An 18,820-nucleotide genomic window follows, 5' to 3' on the forward strand; every position below is an offset into this window, starting at 1 on the left:
ACGGCCAGCGCAAGAGCAGGCTAGCAAGAGCAGGCTAGGACGTCACCTCGACGGGTTCCCTGCCGACGGTGACCAGCACGATCTCCGGCGGCATGCCGATCCGGACTGGCATGATGCTGCAGCCGAGGCCGCCGGAAACGATCACGTCGCATTGGGTGCGGATGTGGCCGTAGGCCAGATTGACGCCATTGCGCGCGGGAACGGCCGGCGACCAGCCGAGCACACGAACCTGCCCGCCATGCGTATGCCCGGAGAGCTGCAGCGCCACCCGCGACGGCACCCGGAGCGCAACGTCGGGCTCATGCGCCAGCAGGATCACCGGCGCGCTGTCCGTCACCTTGCGCAGTGTGCTCGCGAGATCATCGATGCCGATCCGCGGCACGGACCGGAAGCGCCTGGCCGGCATGTAGGCCAGCTGATCGCCGAGGCCGGCGAGCCAGAAGGCATGACCATTCTTGCTGAGCCGCACCACATCGTTCTCATAGACGGGAATGCCGGCGGCCTCGAGCGCCTTCTGGGCATACGGCGCGCCGCGGCCATCGCGCTGCACGGTTCGATCATCCCAGTAATCATGATTGCCCAGGATGGCGTGCACGCCCAGCGGCGCCTTGAGGCCGCCGAGCACCGGCGCCCACTCCGAAGCGTCGATGCGTCCGATGTGATGCCGATGACCAGCGACATAGTCGCCGAGCAGAACGATCAGATCCGGCTGCAGCGCGTTGGTCCGCTGGACGATCCCGTCGATATGCGCCAGCGACATCCAGGGATCGCAAGCGTGGATGTCGGCGATCGCCGCGATCTTCAGTCTTAGCCCAGCCGGCCAGTTGCGTGGATGGATGTGATAGTCGGTGACGCCCAGGCGGAGCGGCTCGACGCCGACGCCATAGGTCGCAGTCGAAAAACCGGTCGCGGCAAGACCGCCTGAGAATGACAGAAAGCGACGGCGTGACAGCATGGACGAACTCCTCGCACGCAATCCTTCTTCGATCATTGCAACCGATTTCGGGTGCGTCCGTGCAGATTGTCAGCAGATTCGTTAAGCATCGTCCTCACTGCCGAACAGGCCGAACTGGCTGGGATCGCGGTTCGGCTCGGCCATGCCGAGATGCCGGAACGCATGCGAGGTCAACAGCCGGCCGCGCGGCGTGCGCTGCAGATAGCCGCACTGGATCAGATAGGGCTCGATGATGTCCTCGATCGCGTCGCGCGGCTCCGACAGCGCCGCCGCCATGGTCTCGACGCCGACCGGCCCGCCGCCGTAGTTCAGGGCGATGGTCGAGAGATAGCGCCGGTCCATTGCATCGAGCCCGGCGGCATCGACCTCGAGCGCGCTCAGGGCGTGATCGGCGATGGCGCGATCAATCGCGCTGGCGTTCGCCGCCGAGGCGAAGTCACGCACCCGGCGCAACAGCCGGCCGGCGATGCGCGGAGTGCCGCGGGCGCGGCGCGCGATCTCGTTGGCGCCGTCGGCGGTCATGCCAACGCCGAGCACGCGGGCACCGCGCGTCACGATGCCCTCCAGCTCCTCGACTGTGTAGAAGTTCAGCCGGATCGGGATGCCGAAACGATCACGCAGCGGATTTGTCAGCAGGCCTGCGCGCGTCGTCGCGCCGACCAGCGTGAACTTCGACAAGTCGATCTTCACCGAGCGGGCCGCCGGTCCCTCGCCGATGATGAGGTCGAGCTGAAAATCCTCCATCGCAGGATAGAGCACCTCCTCGACCGCCGGGCTGAGACGATGGATCTCGTCGATGAACAACACGTCGCGCTCTTCGAGGTTCGTCAGCAGCGCCGCCAGATCGCCGGCCTTGGCGATGACCGGGCCCGACGTGGCGCGGAAGCCGACGCCGAGCTCGCGCGCGACGATCTGGGCCAAGGTGGTTTTGCCAAGACCAGGAGGACCGACGAACAGCACATGGTCGAGCGCCTCGCCGCGCTTGCGCGCCGCCTCGATGAAGATCGACAGATTGGCGCGCGCCTGCTGCTGGCCGACGAACTCGGAGAGCTGCTGCGGACGCAGCGCGGTGTCACCGACATCGTCGGAGCGCCGCTCCGGACTGACCATGCGCGCAGGCGGCTTCATTCGTTGCCGCGCCTGTATTTGTTCGGCAGCAGCTCGCCGATCGTCACCGCCGCAGGCCCCTTACCGTTCGACGGCACGATGACACGCGCCTTCGCATCGTAGTCATGGATCAGCTCGCGGCAGGTGCCGCAGGGCGAGACCACGGCGACCTCGCCCGGCTCACCCGGCTTGGGATGACGCACCGCGACGATGGTCTCGATGCCGTGATCGCCGTGCTCGGTGATGGCGCGGCCGATCGCGATGGCCTCGGCGCAGACAGCGTTGCGGCCGAGATAGGCGTCGATGTTGACGCCGGTGATGATGCGGCCGTCGCGGGTGCGCATGGCCGCGCCGACCTCCTGCCAGTCGTTGCGGTAGCGGCTCTTGACCGCTGATGCGGCCGCCTCGATCAGCTCCTTGTCCTTCTTGCTCACCATGGGGGAAATGATTGTCCTTCTGCTCGCCCGGCCGAGCGACGATAGCCTATTTCGCCAGCTCCTTGAGGCCGAGGCGGATGAGTTGCGCGGTCTCGGCCTTGTCGCCGGCCGCGCGAGATGCTGCCGCGATCGCGGCGGCCGCCTGCGGCTGGCCGTAGCCGAGATTGATGAGCGCGGAGATGGCATCCGCGATGGGCTGCGGCGCGCGCTGCTCCTCGATCGCACCAGACAGCCTGACCACGCCGGGATCGACATCGGCGAAGGCCGGCGCCTTGTCCTTCAGCTCGGTCACGATGCGCTCGGCGACCTTGGGGCCGACGCCCGGCGTGCGCGCCACCGCCGCCTTGTCGCGCAGCGCGATGGCGTTGGCGAGATCGGCCGGCGGCAACGTGCCGAGCACGGCGAGGGCGACCTTGGCGCCGACGCCCTGCACCGTCTGCAAAAGGCGAAACCATTCCCGTTCGACATCCGAGCGAAAACCGAACAGCTTGATCTGGTCCTCGCGCACATAGGTCTCGATCGACAATGTGGCGGCTTCACCCGGCGACGGCAAGGCCTGCAACGTCCGCGCCGAGCAGTGCACCTGATAGCCGACGCCGCCGACGTCGAGGATGACGAAATCCTCGGTGGTGGAATCGATCAGCCCCTTGAGCTTGCCGATCATAGCCCGGCCACCTTCATGCGCAGCGCCTGGCCCTGGCGGTGATGGGCGTGGGTGATGGCGATGGCGAGCGCGTCCGCTGCGTCGGCCGACGGCGGCTCGGCCTTGGGCAGCAGGATCTTCAGCATCACCGCGATCTGGCCCTTGTCGGCATGGCCAGCGCCCACCACGGTCTTCTTGACCTGGTTGGGGGCGTATTCGGCCACCGAAATCCCGAACATCGCCGGCGCCAGCATGGCGATGCCGCGGGCCTGGCCGAGCTTCAGGGTCGCAACACCATCCTTGTTGACGAAGGTCTGCTCGACCGCGGCTTCCATCGGGGCAAAGCGGCCGAGCACGGCCGAAAGCCCCTCATGGATCGCCAGCAGCCGGCTCGCCAGCGGCAGGTCGTCGGGCGGCTCCACCGAGCCGCAACCGACATAGATCAGCCGGTTGCCTTCGCTCTCGATCACCCCCCAGCCGGTGCGGCGGAGGCCGGGATCGATCCCAATGATGCGGACGGCTGCGCGAATCGGCTGGGCTTTCATGGGATAGAGATAGCCTTGCGCCACACCGATGGAAACATAAACGGAACGGACGAACGACGTGGTTGAGCGTCCGTCAACCGCCCATCTTCGCCATCAGCGCGTCCGAGATCTCGAAATTGGCATAGACGTTCTGGACGTCGTCGTGCTCGTTCAGCAGATCCATCAGCTTCAGCAGCTTCTCGGCGGTCTCGTCGTCGACCGCCACGGTGTTCTGCGGCTTCCAGGTCAGCGCCGCCTTGCGCGGCTCGCCGAACTTGGCCTCGAGATTCTTGGCGACCTCGCGCAGGCTCTCCGGCGAGGCATAGATCTCGTGCCCCCCCTCGCCCGAGATCACGTCGTCGGCGCCAGCCTCGATGGCGGCGTCCAGCACCGCGTCATCCGAGGCGACGCTGCGGTCGTATTCGATGATGCCGACACGGTCGAACATGAACGACACCGAGCCGGTCTCGCCGAGATTGCCGCCGGATTTGGTGAAGTAGGAGCGGATGTCGGAGGCGGCGCGGTTGCGGTTGTCGGTGAGCGCCTCGACGATGACGGCGACGCCGCCCGGGCCATAGCCCTCGTAGCGGATCTCATCGTAATTATCGCCTTCGCCGCCGAGCGCCTTCTTGATGGCGCGCTCGATGTTGTCCTTGGGCATGTTCTCGGCCCGGGCGGCAACCACCGCGGCCCGCAGCCGCGGGTTCATCGCCGGGTCCGGCGTGCCGAGCTTGGCGGCGACGGTGATTTCGCGCGCCAGCTTGCCGAACAGCTTGGACTTCATCGCATCCTGCCGGCCCTTGCGATGCATGATGTTCTTGAATTGGGAATGGCCGGCCATGCGAGGTCTCTTGAAATCGTAGGGGATCAGGTGGGGGAAGCGCGGCCTTATAGGCCGGGAATCGTCAAAATCAAAGATTTGAGGTGGATTCAGGGTGGCCGCCCCCTTCGAAGAGCCGGTTGGCTGCCCTGCACCATAAGCCAAATGTTAACCACGGCTTCACAGTCAAGTGCAACGATGCCGCCCCTCTGCACCTTTTCACCGCACCGGGGCCGCCCCATGGCGTTTGGTTTCCTTGCAAGACGACCCTCTGCGCCCGATCCGGTGGCTGAACCGAAACCGGTGGCCGCGCCGGAGCCGCCGGCGTCGTCGGATGCCGATTCGGCCAAGGCCATCCTCGACCTGCTGGAGCTGGAACTCGGCGGCATGATTCGCCAGCTCGAGCGCGCCGCCGATGCGGTCGCCAGCGGCGCCGAGGCGACGGCGGGGACGCTGACGGACATTCGCCAGCGCGCCGATTCGCTGAGCGGCCGCAGCAGCGCCGCGCAAGGAACGGCGGCGACGTTCGCCCACGCCGCAGAGAAGGTGACCCAGTCCGCCCACGGTATCCGTGCCCAGGTCCAGGACGGCGGCCAGCTCGCCGACCAGGCCAGCGCCGCCGCCACGGAAGCCCGGGCCAACGTCGACCGCCTGCGCGAGTCCTCGGCGGCGATCGGCAACGTCGTCAACCTGATCTCCCAGATCGCGCGCCAGACAACCCTGCTCGCGCTCAACTCGACCATCGAGGCCGCTCGCGCCGGCGAAGCCGGCCGCGGCTTCGCGGTGGTGGCGACCGAGGTCAAGGCGCTTGCCGTCCAGACCCAGAACGCGACCGAGGAGATCACCCGCAAGATCGAGGCACTGCAGAAGGACGCCGCCGGCTCGGCCGACGCCGTCCACCGCATCGCCCAGGCGATCGAGGCGATCCGCCCGGTCTTCACCAACGTCAACGGCGCCGTCGCCGAGCAGAACCAGACCACCGGCGAGATGTCGAACAATGCGGCGCAGGCCTCGCAGTTCATATCCTCGGTGGTCGACAGCGCCGCTGACATCAGCAGCGCCACCCAGCAGGCCGAGAGCTATGGCGAGCGCGTCACGAACGCCGGGCGCGCCGTAACCATGTACGCCCAGAAGCTGAAGGCGCGCTGTGCCGTGCTGCTGCGCCAGGGCGATCGGCCCGTGCGCAGCGGCAGCGAGCGCCTGCCTTGCCATCTCAAGCTCGAGATCAAATCCGGCGCCCGCACGATCACGGCCGCGGTCTACGAGATTGCCAACGACGGCGTGCTGATCACCGGCCCCGACGCGAGCCGTCTCGCCGTGAACGAGGGGTTCGACGCCGTGCTGGAGGACGTCGGCCCGTGCCGCCTGCGCGTCACCGAGCAGGTGAAGGCCGGCGCCCAGGCGCGGTTCGATGCGCCCAATGCCGAGCTGCGCGAGAAGATCGAGGACAAGCTCTGGGCGCTGCACGAGGAGAACAATGAGTTCGTCACCCGCGCCATGGAAGCCGGCACCGAGCTGAACCGGATGTTCGAAAGCGCCGTCGCGCGCGGCGAGATCACGCTCGAGGACATGTTCGATACCAACTATGTCGAGATCCCCGGCACCAATCCGCAGCAGCACCGCAGCCGGATTCTCGACTGGGCCGAGCGCGTGCTGCCTTCGTTCCAGGAGGCCTTCCTCGCCAAGGACCAGCGCATGGCGTTCTGCGTCGCGATCGATCGCAACGGCTATCTGCCGGTGCACAACCGGATCTATTCGCATCCGCAGCGGCCGGGCGACGCAGCCTTCAACACCGCCAACAGCCGCAACCGCCGCATCTTCAACGATCCGGCCGGGCTCGCCGCGGGCCGCAACCAGCGGCCCTATCTGATCCAGAGCTACGCGCGCGACATGGGCAACGGCAACACCGTCATGATGCGCGAAATCGACGTGCCGATCCGGGTTCGCGGCCGGCACTGGGGCGGCTTCCGCACCGCCTACAAATTGTGAGCCGAGCGGTGATTTTCTGATCCTTTCAAGCCCTGGAGCCTGGACATGTCGGTCGCGCAACGCGCCATTCTGGAAAGTCACGACGCGCGCACCGGCGCCGAGCGGCTGATCGACGAGATCGCCGACCGCATCGGCGGCCTCGGCGTCGAGCTTGCCGACGTCGCCGGCAACGTCCAGGAGGTCGCCGCCCGCGTCAGTTACCAGTCGCAGCGGTTCGGGCATCTGCAGGCCACCGCCAAGACCATGGTCGCGGCCAATCACGACATCGCCACCGCCTCGCAGGCGGTGCAATCGGCCACGACCGCCGCAGTGGGCGACATCGCGCAGTCGCGCAACGTGGTCGACACCGCGGTCCGGCACATCGCCGAATTGGTCGACTCCGTGGAGCGGATCGAGCAGCGGCTCGGCTCGGTCGGCGATGCGCTGTCGCAGGTCGCCAAGGTCTCGGTCGCGATCGAGGCGATCGCCAAGCAGACCAACCTGCTGGCGCTGAACGCCACCATCGAGGCGGCCCGTGCCGGCAGCGCCGGCCGGGGCTTCGCTGTCGTTGCCAGCGAGGTGAAGTCGCTCGCCGAGGCGACTCGGCAGGCCACGCAGCAGATCGGCGACACCCTGCGCGGGCTCGACTCGCAGGTGAAGAGCCTGCTCGGCGAGAGCGGCCAGGCCTCGTCGCGCGCCAAGACGGCCGGTGAAGGCGCCCAGCAGATCGGCGGCATCATCGTCCGCGTCCAGGACGGCTTCACCAGCGTCGGCCAGGAGATCGACGGCGTGGCGAAGGCCGCGACCTCCAACCTCGCGCATTGCGACGCCGTGATCAGCGAGCTCAACGAGCTCGCCAAGGGCGTCGACCAGTCCTCGGTCGAGCTCAAACAGGCCGACAGCCGGATCGCCAAGCTGCTCGATCATTCCGAGGCGCTGATCGGGCTGATCGCCGAGAGCGGCGTACAGACCACGGACGCGCCGCTGATCAGGACCGTCGTCGACACCGCCCGGCAGATCTCGGCGACCTTCGAGGGGGCGATCGACCGCGGCGAGATCACGCTCGCCGACCTGATGGACGAGAGCTATCGCGAGATCCCCGGCACCAATCCCAAGCAGTACATCACGCGCTACGTCGAGTTCACCGACCGCGTCCTGCCGGCGATCCAGGACCCGATCCAGGGCAGCGACCCGCGCATCGTGTTCTGCGTCGCCTGGGCGCGCGGCGGCTATCTGCCGACGCACAATCCGAACTACCGCAAGCCGCAGGGGCCCGATCCGGTCTGGAACAACGCCAACTGCCGCAACCGCCGGCTGTTCGACGACCGCGCGGTGAAGAAGGTGGCCGCCGCCAGCAACAAGCCGTTTCTGCTCCAGACCTACCGCCGCGACATGGGCGGCGGGCAGTTCGTGCTGATGAAGGACCTGTCCGCGCCGATTGTCATCAAGGGCCGGCATTGGGGCGCGTTCCGGATGGGTTTTCGCCTCAAGGCCTGACGCAGGCTCTCATCCTCCCCAGAACGCCGGCCTCGTCGGCGACAGCCGGCCGCCGATGCGCACCGGCGCGACCTTGATCGCAAGCCCGGTGCCGTTGTCGGTCTCGACCGCCACGCCGCTCAACGTCGCCTCGCCGGAGGCCGGCTCGAAGCGCGCCGACGGGATGCCCGACTGGAAGCGGCGCAGCGGCTCGTCCTTCTGCATGCCGATAATGGAGTCGTAATCGCCGGTCATGCCGGCATCGGTCATGTAGGCGGTGCCGCCGGGCAGGATCCGGTGATCGGCCGTCGGCACATGCGTATGGGTGCCGACGACGAGGCTGGCGCGGCCGTCGCAAAAATAGCCCAGGCCCTGCTTCTCGCTGGAGGCCTCGCAATGCACGTCGACCACGATCGCATCCGCCGCCTCGCGCAGCGGGCAGGCGCCGAGCTCGCGGCCGACCGCCGCGAACGGATCGTCGAACGGCGTCATGAACACGCGCCCGAGCACGTTGACCACCAGCGCGCGGGCACCGTTCTTGGCGTCGATCAGCGCGGCGCCACGGCCGGGCGTGCCTGCCGGATAGTTCGCAGGGCGCACCAGGCGCGGCGCGCGCTCGATGAACACCAGTGCCTCGCGCTGATCCCAGGAGTGGTTGCCGAGCGTGACCGCGTCGGCGCCGGCATCGACGAGCTCCTGATAGATCGCCTCGGTGATGCCGAATCCGCCGGCCGCGTTCTCGCCATTGACGATGACGAGATCGAGCGCCCAATCGCGGATCAAGCCTGGAAGGTGGTCCGAGACGGCGCTGCGGCCGGCCCGGCCGACGACGTCGCCGACGAAGAGAATTCGCAACTCAATTGCTCCGGAAATCCAAGGTCTCGCGCTCGGTTAGCACATAATCCAGCGCCGCGTCGTGGGCCAAGGCCGGGATGGCCTCGGTTTCCTGAATGGCGAAGCCGAGGCCGACGCCGATGACGTGATGCATCTTCCGCAGGTGCGAAAAGGTGTAGTCGTAGTAGCCCCCGCCGTAACCGATGCGGTGGCCGGTGCGGTCGAAGGCGGCGAGCGGCACCAGCATCACATCGGGCACCAGCTCGGCGGCTGCCGGCGATGGCTCGGGGATGCCGAGCGACCCGAGCGTCAGCCGGTCGCCCGGCGCGAAGGCGCGGAACGAGAGCGAATGGCCGCGCGCCAGCACGACCGGCAGCGCCAGCCGCGCCCCCTGCCCCGCCAGCTCACGCAGCAACGGCATCGGATCGAGCTCGTTGCGGACCGGCGCATAGCCGGAGACGACCGTGCCGGGCTCGAATGCGAAGGGGAGCCCGCGCGCGGCGATCGCCTGCGCGGCCGCGCTCCGCGTCTCGTCGCTCAACGCGTCGCGCGCGACAAGGGCTGCGGCTCGGAGCTGCTGCTTGGTGTGCTGAGCGGCCTTCATCGGCATGCGACGTGACCTCCGTGACGGGCGGGCGGACGCGGGCACGCAAACGTTACAGAAACGCAGCAGGTCGGCAACCGAAGGGGAGAGGAGAGACGGAAAACAAGCGCGAAGCCGCAATCGCCGTTGAAACGCTCGATCCCGGAGTTCCCTACGAAAGTAGGTGGGCACCATATGTCCAGGTCCACAGACCTGGCCAGGGACAGTTCCCTAAAGGATCGATAAGGCCCCGGGGATATGTTGGTTCCGGACGCGCGTCGCAGCCTCGCAGTTGCAATGTAACCATCACGGGATGATTTTGCCAGCGGTGGAAGCGGATCGAGGCGCGACACGGTTGCCAACATTCGGCGTCGTCGCCCGGCCCGACCGGGCGCGCAGTACGCCGTGACGGCGATGGCGAAGTCGAGGGACCGCGGCGCACACTGCGCCGGCGATGACAGCGATGGGGCGGCGGCAACACAACAGAACATGGCATGGGCTCGCGTCCTCGCGACGCGTTGCGTCCGAGCTGTTGATCTCGATCGCCCCCCTCAAGACAGAGGGCACAGGGAAGGCCGGGCGTCGGCTGACGCCCGTGGCCCGCCTGCTCAAAAAAATGCAGGCGGCAGGTACCACAGGTGCAGCCGGAAACACCCGGCCTTCCCTGCGCGACGGTTTGAACGGCTGCTTCGCGATCTCCTTGGTGCGCCGGGCTTGTTGGCCACCATGCGCGACAACGCGCTTGCGCGCATTGCGCGGGACACCAGCATCGGGGTGTCAGGACCACGCGACTTGACCGTACGTGCATCGCCGTTCGTCCGCGTGAAGTAGCTCACGCTGCGGCAATTCACGCCCATCGCATCCCACTGCCAACGGTCCGTGACGGTCGCGAAACGCCCCTCATGCGGCAGCAGGACGGGCGAAAAGATCGACCTGATTTGCCCGACGTGACAAGCCGCGCAGCCTGCGACATCGTAACGCGACGGGCAGTTTGCGCATGATGGATATGTGCGGATTGCCCGTCATGCAGTTTACGACGTGCATCTGCTCGCGTGCCGCCAGCCCAGCATTCCGCCGTCGTCCCGGACTAGCGCGCCCTTGCGCCGAAGCAATCCAGGATCTCTCCGCAGATGCAGTCTTGATTGCTTCGCTGCGCTCGCAATGACGCCGTGGCGATGACGGCGCTCCCGCGGCAGCGCCGTGTCGGCAGCGCATAGTGTCGCCACGATTGGGGCTCATCGGTCGAAGCTGAGGTTGTGGCAGATCATGCCCACATCCCAATGCCGTGTATCGTACATTGGAGTCCTGGCATGCGCTTCGATCTCAAAACTGTCACGGCCGCCTGCGCGCTGCTGATCGCGTCGGCTGCTGCGAGCCTCGCCGCCGACGTCAAGATTCATCGCGTCTCGATCCAGGTCGATCAGAACGATCCGGCGATCATGAATCTGGCGCTGAACAACGTCACCAACATCATGGAGACGTTCAAGGAGAAGGGCGAGGAGGTCGAGATCGAGCTCGTCACCTATGGACCCGGGCTGAACATGCTGCGCGAGGATACCTCGCCGGTGAAGGACCGGCTCAAGCAGATCGCAGAGCTCAGCTTTCCCGCCAAGATCAGGTTCTCCGCCTGCAACATCACCAAACGCGGCATGGAGAAACGCGAAGGACATCCGATTGCGATCGTCGCCGAAGCGAGCCTGGTGCCCTCGGGCGCAGTGAGGCTGATGGAATTGCAGGAGAGCGGCTGGAGCTACCTGAAACCTTAGGTAGTTTTTGCCCCAAAACTGCCAGGTTTAGGGCTCATTGAGATACGATCTTGGATTGATCTGTGTCATCAGTCTGCTCGGGGGAATGGCGAGCAGACGCGATCGGGGACTAGTCACATGCACAGAGTACTCGCCCGGCCAGCGCTGCTGGTGCTGGCAACGCTTTCGGCTGCCTTGCTCACCCCCGTCGGCGCGGTGCGGGCGCAAGAGCAGTCCGCCGCTCCGCTCTCGATCAAGCCTGCGCGCGCGTCCGAACGGCGGGCCGTCCAGCGTCGGGTCTCCGAGACCCGCGCGCCCGAGCCACGGAGCACCTCGGATGAAGCCGCCATCAAGACGCGTATGAACCAATGGACCGTCGGCCTGGCCGCGGGCCTGCCCGACGGCGGCTTCGTCCGCCTCGCCAGCGAGATGGCGCGGACGATGGACGATGGCGACAACATGCGCCTGATCCCGATGGTGACGCGCGGCACCACCTCGAACATCGCCGATCTCCTGTATCTGCGCGGCGTCGACGTCGCCGTCACCTACGCCGATGCGTTCGACTTCTACGCCAAGCAGGCCGGCCTTTCCAACATCAACGACCGCATCCGCTACGTGCTGCGCTTCTTCATCTCCGACGTGCACATCTATGCGCGCGAGGAGTTCAAGTCGCTGCAGGATCTGAAGGGCCAGAAGATCGCGGTTGGAACGGCCGGCGTTGCCGCCGCGCATACGGGGCAGCTGATCTTCCGGCGCCTCGGCATCGACATCGAGCCTGTCGCCATCGGTGGTCCTGTTGCGCTGGAGAAGCTGCACAAGGGCGAGATCGCCGCGATGGTCTATGTCGCCTCCAAGCCCGGCGAGCTGTTCAGCGGCAAGAAGGCGGATCCTGGATTCCACTTCGTGCCGGTGCCGTACACGCAGCAATTCTCGGATTTCTACTATCCGACCAGCATCAAGGCCGACACCTATCCGGGGCTGGTCGCACCTGACACCGCCGTGGAAACCATCGCCGTGCCGTCGGTGCTGGCCGTCTACAACTGGAAGCCGGGCAGCGACCGCGCCGACCGCGTCAATCGCTTCGTCGATGCGCTGTTCACCAACCTCGCGCGGCTGCAGCAGCCGCCGTTCCATCCGGGCTGGAAGGATCTCAATCTCGAGGCCCAGGTGCCGGGCTGGCAGCGCTATCCCTATGTCGACGCCGTGCTGGAGCGGATGAAGAACGAGGCCAATGTCGGCCTGCCGCCCGCCGCGACCGGCAGTCTGTCGCAGCAGGAGCGCTTCGAGGCCTTTCTCGAATCGCAGGCCAAGGCGCCGACGTCGAAGGCGGAGAAGGAGGAGCTGTATCGCTCGTTCTTGGACTGGAGCCGCAAGCGGCAGGGGAGGTGAGGCGATCGGGCTCACAGCGATCGCCTCTACGCCGGATGACGTCATTGCGTGGTGGCACGCAGGCTGAGCGGGATCAGCTCAACAACAACGCCATGCCCGGGTCCCCCTTGGCCATGGCGCGCTGATAGGCCGGGCGGGCGCCGATGCGCGCGAGGTAGGCGCGGATGTTCGGGAACGGCGCGAGGTCGTAGGGCAGGAAGTAGCGCATGGTGGTGAGTGAAAACACCGTCATGATGTCGGCGGCGGTAAGCGCGCCGCCTGCCAGATAGTCCGCCTCGCCGCAGCGCGTCTCGACGGCTGCAAAGGCGCGGTCGAGCCGCCCCCTGATAGCGCCGAGCACGGGATTGTCGTCCGGCAGATTGAGCCGGTTGAGGATCATGAGCCGGCCCATCGCGGCTTGCAGGGTGCCGTTGGCGAAATGAAGCCAGTAGAGGAACGGCGCGAAGCTCGGATCGTCCGGCCTGGGCCGCAACCGACCGTGGCCGTATTTGGCGATGATGTACTCGACGACCGCGCCGGACTCGGCGAGCACCAGCTCGCCGTCGGTGATCACGGGCGCCGCGCCGATCGGATGCAGCGCCTTGTACTCGGGCGGCGCCAGCATCGTCCGGGCGTCGCGCGTGTAGCATTTCAGTTCGTACGAAATTTCCAGCTCCTCGCAGAGCCAGACGATACGTTCGGACTGCGACTTGCCGAGGTGATGAACCGTGAGCATGCGCTATTTCACCATCGCGCCATAGACGATGTCCTGCACCTGCTCCCGATAATATTTGCGCAAGTCCCCAGGCGCCGCCGTGCCGACCACGACGACGAGACGCTCCCTGGGATCGCAGAAGAACTGCGTGCCATAGGCGCCGTTCCAGCTGAACTCGCCGGGATTGCCGGGCACCGCCGACAGGCCCTCGCTGACGCGCACGGCGACGCCGAGCCCGAAGCTGAATCCGGCGCGATGCGGCTCGACCGTGGCGACGGTGTTCTTGATCTCGGGCCCGAGATGGTTGGAGGTCATGTGGTGCACCGTCTTCGGACTCAGGATCCGCACGCCATCGAGCTCGCCGCCATTGAGCAGCATCTGGCCGAAGCGGACATAGTCGCCGATGGTGGCAAACGAGCAGGCGCCGCCGCAGTCCGACTTCGTCGGCGTGTCCAGGAGCTTGATCGCCTGCGGCTTGCCGGTCAGTGGATTGTTCGGAAACGGATGCGCCAGCCGCGGGCGCTGTGCGTCGGTCGGCGCGAACGTCGCATCGGCCATGCCGAGCGGCTTCCAGACATTGGTTGAAAGATATTCCTCGAGCCGCTGCTCGCTGACCTTCTCGATCACGGCGCCGAGCACGTCGATGGAGAAGCCGTATTCGAACTGCGTGCCGGGCTGATGCGCCAGCGGCAGCTTGGTGATGCGCTCGATGAAGGCCTGGGTGTCGCCTTCGATCGCCGGCGCGGTGCCGTCGGGATAGAGCCGCGCCACCGGGCTGGAGCTGTCCGGCCTCCCGCCATACATCAGGCCCGAGGTGTGGCGGTAGAGATCATGGATCAGGATGGGGCGGGCCTGCGGCATCAGCAGCAGCGCGCCGTTCTCCTGGGTGACGCCGACCTTCATGTCGGCGAAGGCCGGATAGTAGTCGGCGAGCCTGGCCTGCAGCGGCAGCCTCCCCTGCTCCATCAGCATCAGCCCGCCGACCGCAGTCATTGGCTTGGTCATCGAGGCCAGGGCGAATATCGCGTCGAGCGGCATCGGCGTGCCCTTGACCGGATCGAGCTGGCCGTAGGCCTTGTAATGCACGAGCTTGCCGTCACGCGCGATCGCCACGACCGCGCCGGGCACGCGCTTGGCGGCGATCTCGCGGGCGAAGAAATCGTCCATGCGCGCGAGACCCGCCGGCGAGAAGCCGACCTCGTCGGGCTTGGCCTCCGGCAGGGGCGCGGCGGCGAGCGGCGCAATGATCGTTGTGAGCGCGACGGCCGCCGCCGCAAGGATCAGCTTGTTCAAGTGCACCTCCCTGATGTGCGGACGATCCCGCTTGTCTCGCAGGATTCGACAAGTCCGCTTCAGGAAGCAGTAAGGCAGCCCGTAGCGAACGACAAGCGCTCGCAACACGATCGCATCGCGATGACGTGATCGGCTTCGCTGCCGCACAACGGCGTATCCGCGCGACCAATCGGAGGGGGACGGGTGAGACCGCTGACACGCGAGATCACGCATGCTTAGGACGATCGGACTCATCCTTCACACTCTCTGGGCTGTCTGCGCGATGGCGACAGGCACATTCGCAGGTGTTGCCGTCGGCCTTCACTCAGGCGGCTGGATCGGCGCCGTCGTGCTGGGCGTCATCGGCCTGACCGTCGGCGCCCTGGCGGCGGCATTCCCGTTGGAAACCATCGCACTGATCTTAGGAGGACTTTGATCCCTGGTCGGAACCGTTGCCGTTGCGAGAGGTTGCCTGCTCTCGTTTCGAACGGACGCAGCGCCATGACCGGACCCGAGCTCGCCAATCACTATCGCGCCTACATCGCCTGCCTGAATGCGCAGGCTTGGCCGCAGCTCGGCAATTTCGTGCACGAGCACGTCGTTCACAACGGCCGGCAGCTCGGACTTGCCGGCTATCGCGACATGCTGATCGGCAACTTCGCCGACATTCCCGATCTTCGTTTCGACATCGGCCTGCTGCTGTCAGACCCGCCCCTTGTTGCGAGCCGGCTGGAATTCGACTGCCGGCCTCGCGGCGCATTTCTCGGCCTTGCCATCAACGGCCGGCGCGTGTCGTTCACCGAGAACGTGTTCTACGAATTCCGCAACGGCAGGATCGCCGAGGTGTGGTCGGTCATCGACAAGACAGCAATCGAGGCGCAGCTGTGAATGCGAACGCGGGGCCGGCACTAGCGCCCCAATGTTGTCCGAACCTCGTCGCGCCATGTTCGCTTGGTCGTGGCCGGGGCTGTCGCCAAACTCTCCGCTGTCGTCCCCGCGAAAGCAGGGCCCAATAACCACAGCTGATTATTGTTGCACCCGTCCGCAGCCATCCTGGCCGATCGGGAGGTCGCGCGGTATGGGTCCCGGCTCAAGGCCGGGACGACACCTTGGATGAGGCCGCGGGTCAGACAATCGCTGATGGAGAAACTCACAACGCGATTATTCGTTGCCGCGAGGGCTTGAATCACCTCACCCGATCGCCACGCCACCACCGATGGTGCGGTTGAGCACCTGCGTGGTGCGCTCGATACGCTCCGCGGCGGCGTTGAGGGCTTTCGCCACCGCGACCTGAGTCGCACGAGCGCGGTCGGCGGACTGGTTGCGCACGTTGCGCAGGCCTTCGAGCTCCTGCTCCAGCACCTGCACGCGCTGATTGGCATCGATCAGCTCATCGCACACGGTGAGCGCGGCCATCACCGTGAGCCGGGCGTCGCCGATCTCGCCGAACTTGCCGCGCAGATTGGTGATGCGCTGCTCGAGACTCTCGGCGAGCTTGAGCAGCCTGAGCTCCTGGCCTTCCTCGCAGGCCATGCGATATTGGCGGCCGTTGATGGTGACGTTGATGTGGCTCATTCCTCGTCCTCATCGTCTTCAGCGGCGTTCTGCCCGTCGCCGCCAGCGAGCACGGTGCGGATGGTGCCGATCGCGGTGTCCAGACGTTCGGCGATCTCGCGATTGGTGCGCTCGAGCCGGCGCGTTTTCATCAACGAGCCGTCGAGCTCGTCGGCGAGACGCGAGCGGTCGGCGCCGAGCGCCTGGATGCGCGTGGCGAGCTCGTCCTCGTCACGATCCGCCTCGCGCCGCCGCTCGACCGCGCTCTCCAGCGCGTCGAGGGCCGTCATCAGTCGCCGCGTCGCCGCCTCGAGATCGGCGGCGCCGGGTTCCACCTGGCCGGTAAGATTGGCAGGGTGATCGTTCATGGCACGGATGCGAGGCCCTCGGAGCCAGCGGGATGCGACAAAAGCGCTGTCCGGCAAGCGGTTACGGGCAAAATCTTACGTGCTGGGCGAGCCAAGCGCAACGCTCGGCCGAAACTATGCACTACTAAGCAACTTTTGGGAGGTTCCCGGCGTTGCAGAACCTTTGATTCCCGGAACCGAGGTGCTAATCAGCCCGCAAAATCCCGGCCCGCCAGCAATACCGGCGGCGCTCCTGTCATCAGCATTTCACGTTTGGACGGATTCCAGCATGACGCAGGTCGATCATTCCCGCATGGCCAACGCCATCCGCGGGCTCGCAATGGACGCCGTCGAGAAGGCCAAATCGGGCCATCCGGGCCTGCCGATGGGCGCGGCGGACGTCGCCACCGTGCTGTTCACCCGCGTGCTGAAATACGATGCCGCAGCGCCCGCCTGGCCGGACCGCGACCGCTTCGTGCTCTCCGCCGGCCACGGCTCGATGCTGCTCTATGCGCTGTTGTATCTCACCGGCAACGAGGAGATGACGCTCGACCAGATCAAGCGCTTTCGCCAAGTCGATTCGCTGACGCCGGGCCACCCGGAGAATTTCCGCACCAAGGGGATCGAGACCACCACCGGCCCGCTCGGCCAGGGCATCTCCACCGCGGTCGGCATGGCGCTGGCCGAGAAGATGCTGCAGGCCGAATACGGCAAGAAGATCGTCGACCACCACACCTATGTACTGGCGTCCGACGGCGACCTGATGGAGGGCATCTCCCAGGAAGCGATCGCGATGGCCGGGCACTGGAAGCTCAACAAGCTGATCGTGCTGTGGGACGACAACGGCATCTCGATCGACGGCCCGCTGTCGATTGCCGACTCGGTCGACCAGGTGAAGCGCTTCAAGGCGTGCGGCTGGGCCGCCGAGCTGATCGACGGCCATGATCCCGAGGCGATTGCGGCCGCGATCGCGCGGGCGCAGAAGTCGTCGAAGCCGTCGCTGATCGCCTGCAAGACCACGATCGGATACGGCGCGCCGACCAAGGCCGGCACCTCCAAGGTGCATGGCGAGGCGCTCGGGGCAGAGGAACTGAAGGGCGCCAAGGAGAAGCTCGGCATTTCGCAGGAGCCGTTCTCGGTGCCCGACGACGTGCTCGCCGCCTGGCGCGAGGCCGGCCGCCGCGGCGCGGCTGCGCGCGGCGAATGGGAGACCCGGCTTGGCGAGATGGGCCCGCGCAAGCGCGCCGAGTTCGAGCGCCGGCTGCGCCACGAGCGGCCCGCCGCACTGGCGAAGGCGCTGAAGGACCACAAGAAGGCGCTGCTGGAGACCCCGCTCAACGTCGCCACCCGCAAATCGTCGGAGGCCGCGATCGAGGTGATCGCAGCCGCAATGCCGTTCGAGTTCGTGGCCGGCTCGGCCGACCTCACCGGCTCCAACAACAACAAGGCGAAGTCGGCTGTCTCGTTCTCGGCCAAGACGCCGAAGGGGCGCTTCATCCATTACGGCATCCGTGAGCACGGCATGGCCGCCTGCATGAACGGCATCTTCCTGCATGGCGGCTTCGCGCCCAACGGCGCCACCTTCCTGGTGTTCTCGGACTATGCGCGCGGCGCTATCAGGCTGTCGGCGCTGATGGGCGCCGGCGTCGTCTACGTGCTGACGCATGATTCGATCGGCCTCGGCGAGGACGGCCCGACGCACCAGCCGGTCGAGCATCTGGCCGCGCTGCGCGCGATCCCCAACATGCGGGTGTTCCGGCCGTGCGATGCGGTCGAGACCGCCGAATGCTGGGAGCTGGCGCTGAACCGCACCAACGGTCCGACCGTGCTGGCGCTGACGCGGCAGAACCTGCCGCAGCTCCGCACCTCAGCGCCGTCGGACAATCCGTGCAGCCGCGGCGGCTATGAGCTGGTCGCCGCCCAGGGCGAGGCCAAGGTGTCGCTGTTCGCGACCGGCTCCGAGGTCGAGATCGCGGTGGCGGCGCAGAAGCAGCTCGCCGAGCGTGGCATCCCAGCCCGCGTCGTCTCGGTGCCGTCGCTGGAGCTGCTGCTGGAGCAGCCGGCCGAGACCAGGGCCAAGATCATCGGCAACGCGCCGGTCAAGATCGCCGTCGAAGCCGCAGTGCGCTGGGGCTGGGACGCGGTCATCGGCCAGGACGGCATCTTCATCGGCATGCATTCGTTCGGCGAGAGCGGACCGGCCAAGGAGCTCTACAAGCATTTCGGCATCACCGCCGAGGCGGCTGTCGCGGCGGCCGTACAGCGGCTGGCGTAAAGGCCCGCTCGACCCTGCGCGGCGGTTCACCAAATCAGGAGCGCCGCACGAACGTGCTTCGCGACGGTTGAGCGATCGCAAAAAAAGGACTACGAAAGGACCATATCGTCCGCTCCCGCCCGGCAGAACCGGGCGGCAACAGTTCCAAAACCCTCGTGGGGCCCGTGAGAAGGCTGCCGACGGGGATGAGAAACGTC

Annotated in this window: 19 protein-coding genes and 1 other RNA gene; 7 read left to right on the forward strand and 13 right to left on the reverse strand. The window is 66.7% G+C overall.

All coding sequences use genetic code 11. The features are described 5' to 3' along the window. Nucleotides 1-34: 34 nt before the first annotated feature. The 6 genes from QX135_RS31025 to QX135_RS31050 form a co-directional block, all read right to left on the reverse strand. Nucleotides 35-955, reverse strand: a complete 921-nt coding sequence (locus QX135_RS31025) for a metallophosphoesterase (protein ID WP_315734371.1) — start codon at nucleotides 953-955, stop codon at nucleotides 35-37. 81 nt (nucleotides 956-1,036) lie between these two features. Continuing rightward, nucleotides 1,037-2,083, reverse strand: coding sequence for a Holliday junction branch migration DNA helicase RuvB (ruvB, locus tag QX135_RS31030; protein WP_315753251.1), 1,047 nt, complete (start codon nucleotides 2,081-2,083; stop codon nucleotides 1,037-1,039). Continuing rightward, the gene (locus tag QX135_RS31035) at nucleotides 2,080-2,499 is read right to left on the reverse strand and encodes a cytidine deaminase (RefSeq protein ID WP_015664393.1); all 420 of its coding nucleotides are present in this window, start codon (nucleotides 2,497-2,499) and stop codon (nucleotides 2,080-2,082) included. Before QX135_RS31035 ends, ruvB begins: the two co-directional genes overlap by 4 nt. A gap of 46 nt (nucleotides 2,500-2,545) precedes the next feature. Continuing rightward, the gene (ruvA, locus tag QX135_RS31040; protein ID WP_315775404.1) at nucleotides 2,546-3,163 is read right to left on the reverse strand and encodes a Holliday junction branch migration protein RuvA; all 618 of its coding nucleotides are present in this window, start codon (nucleotides 3,161-3,163) and stop codon (nucleotides 2,546-2,548) included. Further along, on the reverse strand, nucleotides 3,160-3,687 hold the full coding sequence (ruvC, locus tag QX135_RS31045) for a crossover junction endodeoxyribonuclease RuvC (protein WP_315775405.1): 528 nt from the start codon (nucleotides 3,685-3,687) through the stop codon (nucleotides 3,160-3,162). The genes ruvA and ruvC overlap by 4 nt, the downstream gene beginning before the upstream one ends. Nucleotides 3,688-3,760: 73 nt before the next feature. Further along, nucleotides 3,761-4,507: a YebC/PmpR family DNA-binding transcriptional regulator gene (locus QX135_RS31050; protein ID WP_315734381.1), complete on the reverse strand. Its 747-nt coding sequence runs from the start codon at nucleotides 4,505-4,507 to the stop codon at nucleotides 3,761-3,763. A gap of 219 nt (nucleotides 4,508-4,726) precedes the next feature. Between QX135_RS31050 and QX135_RS31055 the strand changes: the two genes are divergently transcribed. Next, nucleotides 4,727-6,475 carry a methyl-accepting chemotaxis protein gene (locus tag QX135_RS31055; RefSeq protein ID WP_316182175.1) on the forward strand — a complete coding sequence of 583 codons (1,749 nt, stop codon included), beginning with the start codon at nucleotides 4,727-4,729 and terminating at the stop codon, nucleotides 6,473-6,475. A gap of 45 nt (nucleotides 6,476-6,520) precedes the next feature. Next, nucleotides 6,521-7,951, forward strand: a complete 1,431-nt coding sequence (locus tag QX135_RS31060; RefSeq protein WP_316182173.1) for a methyl-accepting chemotaxis protein — start codon at nucleotides 6,521-6,523, stop codon at nucleotides 7,949-7,951. 9 nt (nucleotides 7,952-7,960) lie between these two features. Here QX135_RS31060 and QX135_RS31065 read toward each other — a convergent pair whose 3' ends face one another. The 3 genes from QX135_RS31065 to ssrS all read right to left on the reverse strand — a co-directional run bounded on the left by QX135_RS31065 (nucleotide 7,961) and on the right by ssrS (nucleotide 9,637). Beyond that, nucleotides 7,961-8,785, reverse strand: coding sequence for a TIGR00282 family metallophosphoesterase (locus tag QX135_RS31065; protein ID WP_315734388.1), 825 nt, complete (start codon nucleotides 8,783-8,785; stop codon nucleotides 7,961-7,963). Between the two features lies 1 nt (nucleotide 8,786). Continuing rightward, nucleotides 8,787-9,368: a 5-formyltetrahydrofolate cyclo-ligase gene (locus tag QX135_RS31070; protein ID WP_315735678.1), complete on the reverse strand. Its 582-nt coding sequence runs from the start codon at nucleotides 9,366-9,368 to the stop codon at nucleotides 8,787-8,789. Between the two features lie 107 nt (nucleotides 9,369-9,475). Next, nucleotides 9,476-9,637, reverse strand: a non-coding RNA gene (gene ssrS / locus QX135_RS31075) — 6S RNA. 1,020 nt (nucleotides 9,638-10,657) lie between these two features. Between ssrS and QX135_RS31080 the strand changes: the two genes are divergently transcribed. Beyond that, nucleotides 10,658-11,113: a DsrE family protein gene (locus tag QX135_RS31080; RefSeq protein WP_316182171.1), complete on the forward strand. Its 456-nt coding sequence runs from the start codon at nucleotides 10,658-10,660 to the stop codon at nucleotides 11,111-11,113. Between the two features lie 117 nt (nucleotides 11,114-11,230). After that, nucleotides 11,231-12,481 (forward strand): TAXI family TRAP transporter solute-binding subunit, encoded by a 1,251-nt coding sequence (locus tag QX135_RS31085; RefSeq protein WP_315775410.1) that lies wholly within the window; start codon nucleotides 11,231-11,233, stop codon nucleotides 12,479-12,481. 73 nt (nucleotides 12,482-12,554) lie between these two features. On the opposite strand, the gene QX135_RS31090 is transcribed toward QX135_RS31085, so the two are convergent. After that, a complete protein-coding gene (locus QX135_RS31090) occupies nucleotides 12,555-13,196 on the reverse strand; it encodes a glutathione S-transferase family protein (RefSeq protein WP_315797022.1) in 642 nt (213 codons plus the stop codon). A gap of 3 nt (nucleotides 13,197-13,199) precedes the next feature. Further along, nucleotides 13,200-14,468 (reverse strand): serine hydrolase domain-containing protein, encoded by a 1,269-nt coding sequence (locus QX135_RS31095; RefSeq protein ID WP_410053236.1) that lies wholly within the window; start codon nucleotides 14,466-14,468, stop codon nucleotides 13,200-13,202. Nucleotides 14,469-14,679: 211 nt separating this feature from the next. Here QX135_RS31095 and QX135_RS31100 point away from each other — a divergent pair, with 211 nt between their 5' ends. Further along, nucleotides 14,680-14,883 carry a hypothetical protein gene (locus QX135_RS31100; RefSeq protein WP_316163375.1) on the forward strand — a complete coding sequence of 68 codons (204 nt, stop codon included), beginning with the start codon at nucleotides 14,680-14,682 and terminating at the stop codon, nucleotides 14,881-14,883. Between the two features lie 65 nt (nucleotides 14,884-14,948). Then, nucleotides 14,949-15,335 (forward strand): ester cyclase, encoded by a 387-nt coding sequence (locus QX135_RS31105; RefSeq protein ID WP_316182169.1) that lies wholly within the window; start codon nucleotides 14,949-14,951, stop codon nucleotides 15,333-15,335. A gap of 303 nt (nucleotides 15,336-15,638) precedes the next feature. Here QX135_RS31105 and QX135_RS31110 read toward each other — a convergent pair whose 3' ends face one another. Then, entirely contained in the window at nucleotides 15,639-16,022 is a 384-nt protein-coding gene (locus QX135_RS31110) for a cell division protein ZapA (protein WP_315734404.1), read from the reverse strand. Beyond that, entirely contained in the window at nucleotides 16,019-16,369 is a 351-nt protein-coding gene (locus tag QX135_RS31115; protein ID WP_315771745.1) for a DUF4164 domain-containing protein, read from the reverse strand. The genes QX135_RS31110 and QX135_RS31115 overlap by 4 nt, the downstream gene beginning before the upstream one ends. A gap of 268 nt (nucleotides 16,370-16,637) precedes the next feature. Here QX135_RS31115 and tkt point away from each other — a divergent pair, with 268 nt between their 5' ends. Continuing rightward, nucleotides 16,638-18,623 carry a transketolase gene (tkt, locus tag QX135_RS31120; RefSeq protein WP_316182167.1) on the forward strand — a complete coding sequence of 662 codons (1,986 nt, stop codon included), beginning with the start codon at nucleotides 16,638-16,640 and terminating at the stop codon, nucleotides 18,621-18,623. Nucleotides 18,624-18,820 lie beyond the last annotated feature (197 nt).

Origin of the sequence: Bradyrhizobium sp. SZCCHNR1098 (assembly GCF_032489375.1) — a bacterium.
Taxonomy (GTDB): Bacteria; Pseudomonadota; Alphaproteobacteria; order Rhizobiales; family Xanthobacteraceae; genus Bradyrhizobium.